3 protein-coding genes are annotated in these 3,294 nt (G+C 35.3%); 2 read left to right on the forward strand and 1 reads right to left on the reverse strand.

Annotation, left to right across the window (positions count from 1 at the left end; translation table 11 throughout):
* Positions 1-329: 329 nt before the first annotated feature.
* Positions 330-1,100, reverse strand: coding sequence for a nucleoside triphosphate pyrophosphohydrolase (mazG, locus tag J7K39_01600; GenBank protein MCD6178574.1), 771 nt, complete (start codon positions 1,098-1,100; stop codon positions 330-332).
* Between the two features lie 97 nt (positions 1,101-1,197).
* On the opposite strand from mazG, the gene J7K39_01605 reads away from it, so the two are divergent.
* On the forward strand, positions 1,198-2,388 hold the full coding sequence (locus J7K39_01605) for an acyloxyacyl hydrolase (protein ID MCD6178575.1): 1,191 nt from the start codon (positions 1,198-1,200) through the stop codon (positions 2,386-2,388).
* Positions 2,385-3,128 carry a DUF2807 domain-containing protein gene (locus tag J7K39_01610; GenBank protein MCD6178576.1) on the forward strand — a complete coding sequence of 248 codons (744 nt, stop codon included), beginning with the start codon at positions 2,385-2,387 and terminating at the stop codon, positions 3,126-3,128. The genes J7K39_01605 and J7K39_01610 overlap by 4 nt, the downstream gene beginning before the upstream one ends.
* Positions 3,129-3,294 lie beyond the last annotated feature (166 nt).

The raw sequence follows: 3,294 nt of genomic DNA on the forward strand, positions 1-3,294 counted from the left end.
CCTAAGACAAAAGAACACCGTAGAAAACAGAGCCGCCAAGAAATAGTGTGTAAGAAAGAATAAATTTCTGCGGCGATTTAAGAAATGAGAAAATAAAAGAACTAAAAGATGCTTCGACACCCTTCGACACCGCTCAGGGTAAAAGCTCAGTGTAAAAGTGCAGAATATTAACCTGAACCTTTGAACCTTTGAACCCCTGAACCTCTGAACTTTTACTTACAACAGATAACAATCAACCGTAAAAAGTGAAAAAGCCCTCTGCCCTCAACTTTACCAACAACCAAGGCACTATGCGCTATGCGATGAAAGCCAACTACCAACTACTCCCCTCACTCCAGCTTCTTAGCCTCTTCCCAATACACATCCATTTCGGCGAGACTCATATCGTGGAGGGATTTTCCTTGAGCTTTAGTTTCTTTTTCAAGGTATTGAAAGCGTTTTTTAAATTTCTTATTGGTTCTTTCTAAAGCATCTTCAGGATTAATATCCAAAAAGCGAGCATAGTTAATTAAAGAAAATAATACATCGCCAAATTCGGCTTCCATTCTCTTTTTATCTTTACTAACACTTACTTCGTTGTGAAACTCGCCCAACTCTTCCTGTACTTTTTCCCAAACCTGCTCAGGCTTTTCCCAGTCGAAGCCAACACCACGTACTTTTTCCTGCATACGGTAAGCCTTTACCATAGCGGGGAGTGAATTAGGAACACCCTCTAAAACGGATTTTCTTCCCTCTTTCATTTTCAAAGCCTCCCAATTTTCTTCTACCGTTTTCGCATCATCGGCCTCTACATCGCTATAAATATGCGGATGGCGATAAATTAATTTTTCGCTAATGCTATCTAAAATATCAGCCATGTCAAAAGCATTCTTCTCCGAACCGATTTTAGCATAAAAAACCATATGTAACATCAAATCACCAAGCTCTTTTTTCACTTCATCCAAATTATTTTCAAGAATAGCATCCGAAAGTTCATAGACTTCTTCTATAGTTAAATAACGGAGGCTTTCTAATGTTTGTTTTCTATCCCATGGACATCCTGTCCGTAGATCATCCATAATATTCAGTAAGCGCTCAAAAGCTTTTAATTTCCGTTCCATAATTGTTATTTTGAATGCAAAAGTATCTATTTATAGCGAATCTTCTATAATGCAAATCTCAAAGAATTAAATACTTTTGTAAAAGAAAAATCTTGAATTGAAATTTAATATATCATATATTTTCAGAAGTAAAGCAAACCGTATTCTGCTTGTGCTAAGCATACTGTTTCTATTCCTTAACATAAGCGTTTCTGCCCAGGAAAAAGATACTGTTAGCTATAATAAATCTGATAAAACACTAAGTTCTCTTTTTGTTGAAGCTCGTGTTTTTTACGGATTCTTGAATAATTATCATAATGAACTTCGGATTTTTAATGCACATATCCCTGCTTTTGAATTAAGTCTTTTAAAATCAACTACGGGGAAAAACAATTGGGAAAGCCTATATAATTACCCTGAAGTTGGTATTAGTCTTTTTTATACTCCTTTTAATCGTTCAGACGCTTTAGGCAATGCTTTTGGTGTTTATCCTCATATAAATTTCCCGCTTCTAAAAACGACAAAACAAAACTTAAAATTCCGTATCGGTTTAGGCTTGGCTTATCTTGATAGCAAATTTCATCCTACAGAAAATTATCAAAATTTAGCTATTGGCTCCTCCATAAATACTTTAGCTCATTTTATGCTCAATTATCAATTGAGATTAAATAATAAAAACTCTCTTTCTATTGCTTTTAGTCTTATTCATTTTTCTAACGGAAGCATTACAACACCAAACTACGGCCTAAATCTTCCGATGGCATCTCTTTCCTATTCGTATCAAATAATTGCAGGTGAAAATAGCGTTTCAGCTACCGCTTTATCTTTATTTCATTATGTGAAGAATAAAAATTTAAGATTGGATATTCAATCCGGCTGGGGAATTAAAAGTCAGACTAATATTTTTAATAAGAGATTCCATATCCTTACTCAATCTTTCACCCTTTTCAAAACTATAAATAAAAAATCGAGTGTAGGTATAGGTCTGGATTTTTCTTGGGACAACTCCTATGAGAAATTATTTTTAGACGAGGGACTTCCTCCTCCTTCGGGATTGGATTTCGCAAAATATGCTATCGCTGCTAATTACGAAATGCGCCTTAACAAGCTTGCTATGAAGATTGGTTTTGGAACTTATATTTATGCTAAAGAAAAAACAGAAGGCCCGATTTATGAAAAACTTGCGTTAAATTATCTTTTCTATAAAAATATTTATGCAAGTGTAGAGCTGAAAGCACATGCTGCTCGCGCTGCCTATATTGCTTGGGGAATTGGATATCAGCTTCACTTTAAAACCAAGAAACCATGAAAGTGAAGCAAATCATAAAATATTTATTACTCCTAAGTTTCGCTACTCTTTTGTTTGCGTCCTGCGATAAAGGCTGTCTGAGTTCTACCGGATCGGAAACGACAAATGAGCGTGAGATAAGCGACTTTAGACATATTCAGGTTTGGGATAATATTGATGTACAGATAACACAAGCTGCAGAAAACCATCTTAGAGTTAAAGCCGGCAAAAATATTATTAAGAATATTGAGACTGAAATTCAAGATGGGATTCTAATTATCAGTAACCAAAATAAATGCAATTGGGTTCGCGCTTACGATAAAAAAATTACCGTTTTTGTTGATGTAAAGGATTTGTATGAAATTGAGATTCACGGGACAGGCGAGATTAGTTCTACCAACAGCATTGTATCGGATTCGCTAATGCTAAATGTTTGGGATGCTGCGGGAAAAGTTATGCTCGATATTGAAACTCAAAAATCAACAATTCGATATCATATTGGTACTGCCGATATTATCTACAGCGGAAAAACTCGCTTGAGTTATATTTCATCCAATAGTTTTGGCCCTGTGGATGCTCGAAACCTTATGAGCGAACAAACTTATATCAGCACACTCGGATCGAATAATAATTATGTTTGGGCAACAGAAATACTGGAAGCTACCATTTCTTCTATTGGTAATATCTATTACAAAAATGATCCTGTAATTTTAAGAACATTTATCACGGGAAGTGGTGAAGTGAAAAAGATTGAGCCGTAATTCGCTATTCAAAATACGCTTTGAGTTCCTTAGTGTTGCCTTTGCGTTACTCTTTGTGTCTTAGTGGTAAAACAAAACCACAGAGGCACTGAGACACTAAGAAAAACTCAGATTCTTGAAAGATAAAAAAAAATAAGCTAAAATACTTTGTGACTTTGTGTCTTAG

It is taken from the genome of Bacteroidales bacterium (genome assembly GCA_021157585.1).
In the GTDB taxonomy this organism is placed as follows: Bacteria; Bacteroidota; Bacteroidia; order Bacteroidales; family UBA12170; genus UBA12170.

Excerpts from the sequence above, each read along its gene's own strand:
- mazG (MCD6178574.1), bottom strand. The coding sequence starts at position 1,100 with ATGGAACGGAAATTAAAAGCTTTTGAGCGCTTACTGAATATTATGGAT.
- J7K39_01610 (MCD6178576.1), top strand. The coding sequence starts at position 2,385 with ATGAAAGTGAAGCAAATCATAAAATATTTATTACTCCTAAGTTTCGCT.